Below are 4271 nucleotides of genomic sequence, written 5' to 3' on the forward strand. Positions count from 1 at the left end.
TACAACCTCATAAAATAGGAGTGCTCCCCTTCAACTACGTTTTTTTGCTGCATCAATTATTTTAACTTTTTCTATTATAGTATGTCCAATTTTGTCCTATTCAAAAAAGCATAGGTATGAAACCGTGCCATCGGAATCATCACCATGAGTTCTGGCCATGCTTTGAGCCTCACCGCGTTTCCAGCCCTCTGACGAAAGGTCTGACTAGATGTGGATAATTTTGCCCCGGTTAATCGCCATCTCGACTTGGAAGTTCAGCTCCGCGGTTATCGCCTTGCAGACCCCCAGCTTCTCGGTAGTCGTCCCGTCGCTGCGGCGAACCTACCGATCGTCTCGATGGAGATCTTCCGCCCGCCACCATCACATAAGCCCATAATAAAGAGCGTAACCAGTGGAACGATTCGGAGAAGGTACAATCCTGCAACTTTGAGGAGCCCGAAAAAATCTTCGGTCCAGCTTGGGGATCCGGCGGCTGAAAGGACATATCCGGTTCGTCTCGACCCTCCGGTTCCCACAGAACTATCTGCAGAGCTGCCCATCTCTCAAAAACTCCTGTCGAAAGGTTGAACTAGATGGCCCCTTCTGTAGCTGGAAGAACGAAGGTGGTTTCCGTTGCAGTTGCTCTTAATCCACTCTGATTACATCGAGTTTGAGGCCAAGAGGCCGACCCCCGTCGCCGAGAAGGTGGAGGAGTCCGAGAAGTCGGGACGGCTGGAGGAGGCCCTCTGCGCCTTCATCGCCGTCGAGAAGATCGATGAGGACGACGTCCCGGCGGTCGTCGCCGAGGGCGCCGAAGAGATAGCCAAAGTCGCCGACCAGGTCAAGACCGGAAGGATCATGCTCTACCCCTACGCCCACCTCAGCTCTCAGCTCTCCTCTCCCGCCGCCGCGGTCGAGGTCCTGAAGGGGATGGACGAGGCCCTGAGGGAGAACTACGAGGTGGCTCGAGCGCCCTTCGGCTGGTACAAGGCCTTCAAGCTCAGCTGCAAAGGCCACCCCCTCTCGGAGCTCTCCCGCTCCATCAGGCTCGGCGAGGGCGCCGGGGCAGGGGGCGCCGTTGCCTCCGCTGCGGCTTCCGGCGTCGGCGCGGGCGCAAAGGTACCGGCGAGGGAAGAGGTGGTATCCGAAGCCCTCAAGGCCGAGGAGAAGGCCGTCTCCATCTGGAGGGTCATGACCCCCGAAGGCGTAATGCTCGAGCCCGAGAACTTCGACTTCTCGGGGCACGAGAACCTCAAAAAGTTCGTCGACTACGAGATCTCCAAGAGCAGGGCCGTGGAGGCCGTCCCGCCCCACGTGGATCTGATGAGGCGGCTCGAGCTGGTCGACTACGAGCCGGGCTCCGACTCGGGGAATATGAGGTACTACCCCAAGGGTAGGCTGGTCAAGTCGCTCCTGGAGTCTTACGTACTGGAGAGGGCGGCGGAGATGGGGGCGATGGAGGTGGAGACTCCCATCATGTACGACATGTTCCATCCCACCCTCAAAAAGTACCTGGATCGGTTCCCGGCGAGGCAGTACTCCATCGAGGCCGAGAAGAGGAGCTTCTTTTTGCGGTTTGCGGCATGTTTCGGCCAGTTTCTGATGAGCCACGACATGACCCTCTCCTACCGGTCGCTCCCCCTGAAGATGATCGAGATGACCCGCTACTCCTTCCGCCGCGAGCAGCGGGGGGAGCTGGTGGGCCTGAGGAGGCTGCGGGCCTTCACCATGCCCGACATGCACACCCTCTGCGCCGATATGAATGGCGCGACCCGGGAGTTTGAGAACCAGTACCAGGCCTCGATCTCGGTCCTGGAGGAGGCGGGCCTCGACCTCGACGACTACGAGGTGGCGATCAGGTTCACCAGGGAGTTCTACGACCAGAACAGGGAGTTTGTGGAAGGGCTGGTCGGGATAGTCAACAAGCCCGTCCTCATCGAGATGTGGGAAGAGCGGTTCTTCTACTTCGTCCTCAAGTTCGAGTTCAACTTCGTCGACGCCCTGGACAAGGCCTCCGCACTCTCCACGGTCCAGATCGACGTCGAGAACGCCGAGCGCTACGACATAAGCTACACCGACGCCGACGGCACCCTCAAAAGGCCGATCATCCTCCACTGCTCGCCCTCCGGTGCCATCGAGCGGCTGATCTTCGCCCTCCTGGAGAAGGCCCACCGGGACTCGACGGAGGGGAAGGTTCCCATGCTCGCCACCTGGATCTCGCCGACCCAGGTGAGGGTAATTCCCGTGGCCGAGCGCCACCTGGTCCGGGCCGAGGAGGTCGAGAGAGCCCTGGGCTTCAGGACCGACATCGACGACCGGGACGAGACCGTCGGAAAGAAGATCCGTGACGCCGGGCGCGAGTGGGTGCCCTATGTCGTCGTCATCGGCGACTCCGAGCTGGAGTCGGGGAGGCTCGCCGTCACCGTCAGGGCCGAGTCGGAGCCGAAGAAGCCGAAGAAGGTGGAGATGACCACAGAAGAGCTTAAGGCGAGGATCGCAGTCGAGACGGCAGGAAAGCCGTGGAAGAGGCTCCCTCTGCCGGTGAAGCTCTCAGAGAGGCCCCGCTTCATCTGAGGTGCGATTGGGAGTGGTGTGGCCCACCGCTCTCAATCTGATATATTCTTTATTTTTCAGTCTAAGTTTATAGATCCCGTTCGACTTTCAGCTCGAGCATACGTCGATGGTATAGCGGTGCCCGCTCTCGTAGAACTCGTTTGAAGTGCAGGTGAGCCCCGAGCCGTATACCTTTATCGTATGCCGCTGGTTGCCGGAAACGGTGATCGAGTAGACGCCGTCTCGCAGGTCGCCACCCCGGCCGTCGGCGCCGACGTAAGATCCGTCTACGTAGACGCTGTAGCCTTTCAGTATGGCGGACTTGAGGGTCACCCCGGCGGACCCGTAGCTCGGCGGCTCGGGTCCCGGCGGCGAGACCGGCCAGGTCCCTCGTCTCACGTCGACGATCACGGCGTTGCTCATCTTATCGCCCGCGGAAAAGAGGATCACGTATCGGCCCACCTCTTCTGCATGGAAGGTCAGCTGGCTGTAGCCGGGATAGAGATCGTAGCTCCTCTGGACCAGCCTGCTCTTCGGCGTTATATCGTAGAAGTCGGCCCAGCCCCCGCCAGGAGAATAAGCGAGAAGCCTCAGATATGCTCCTTTCGGGACGATGGCGTATTCAGTCCAGCTGCTAGTGCCCAGGATCCAGAGGCCTTCGCCTCCGGCATGGGTCTGGTAGTCGGAGCTGACCAGAGGCTCGCCGCCGGGCCCGCTGGCATAGATCTCCGGCACCCCCGATGCGCTGTACATCTCCACCTCCCGCTCGCCGAAAGGCGTCATGCTGAAGTAGTCAGAGTACCAGGCGAACTCCGAGGCCGAGGGCCAGGCCGATTTTTCCTCCTCCTGGTTGTAGAACTCAGGGTGCTTCTCGCTTATTATCCAGGGGCCTCCCAGCCCCAGCTCGAAGAGAAGCTCGGCCTCCCTCTCGCCGGGCTCGTACTCGACCTGGGCGGAGGAGATGAGGATCATGGCGAAGAGGAGAAAGACAGTCGCCAAAGATCTGCTTTTTGTAGCAATTTCAAACATCAAACCCACTCCAAATGTTGGCCCTTACGGACCACACCCACATGAACTGTAGTCCAGGAAAATATTTAAGAATAGCGCGTCCTCCTCAAAGGACCCTCTCCGCCCTCACTTGAACCGCTTCGAGACACGCTTCCAGCGATCGCCGATCCGTTTCGACAGCGGCTCGTCAGCAGGCTTTTGGTCCCTTTGATGATCGACTCTGCCATGACACTTCTTGAACTTCAGCCCGCTTCCGCAGGGGCAGGGGTCGTTACGGCCGGGCTTAACAAACGCCTTTACCACCTTTCCCTCGGAAGACCCCGTATAATTCATGATGTTGGCCGGAGCTCGACCGCATCGGAGCTCACTCGCCATGAACCGCATCGAGCCATCGATGTGCCTGAAGAACTCCTTATACCCGTCACAGAGATAGTTTAGGCCCGGCTCGCCGTCAGGCGTCTTGACGAACCGGTTCTTGGGGCATTCGCCGTTGCAGACGAACCGCACCTCGCACCGCCTGCAGTATTCGGGGAGACCATCCAGTTTATCGCGGCCGAATTTTTGCTGCTTTGCGGAGCTGGCGATCGGGGAGAGTGGCCTCTGGTTGATGTTTCCGAGGAGGTATTTCGGCTCGACGAAGTGGTCGCAGGAGTAGACGTCGCCGTTGTGCTCCATGACCATCGCCGTCCCACAGGTCTCTGAGAAGGCGCATATCCCCGCCGGTCTTCCCA

The 4271-nt window shown here is 59.4% G+C and carries 3 protein-coding genes; 1 reads left to right on the top strand and 2 read right to left on the bottom strand.

Going from position 1 to position 4271, the window contains the following annotated elements:
• Positions 1-612 precede the first annotated feature (612 nt).
• Positions 613-2553: a threonine--tRNA ligase gene (locus tag ACP5EL_RS09325; RefSeq protein WP_428402239.1), complete on the top strand. Its 1941-nt coding sequence runs from the start codon at positions 613-615 to the stop codon at positions 2551-2553.
• A gap of 87 nt (positions 2554-2640) precedes the next feature.
• On the opposite strand, the gene ACP5EL_RS09330 is transcribed toward ACP5EL_RS09325, so the two are convergent.
• Positions 2641-3531 (bottom strand): hypothetical protein, encoded by an 891-nt coding sequence (locus ACP5EL_RS09330; protein ID WP_428402240.1) that lies wholly within the window; start codon positions 3529-3531, stop codon positions 2641-2643.
• A 135-nt stretch (positions 3532-3666) separates the two neighbouring features.
• A partial coding sequence (locus ACP5EL_RS09335; RefSeq protein WP_428402241.1) for an SPASM domain-containing protein occupies positions 3667-4271 on the bottom strand: 605 nt, incomplete at its 5' end.

The sequence above is a fragment of the Methanocrinis sp. genome, assembly GCF_049974945.1.
In the GTDB taxonomy this organism is placed as follows: Archaea; Halobacteriota; Methanosarcinia; order Methanotrichales; family Methanotrichaceae; genus Methanocrinis.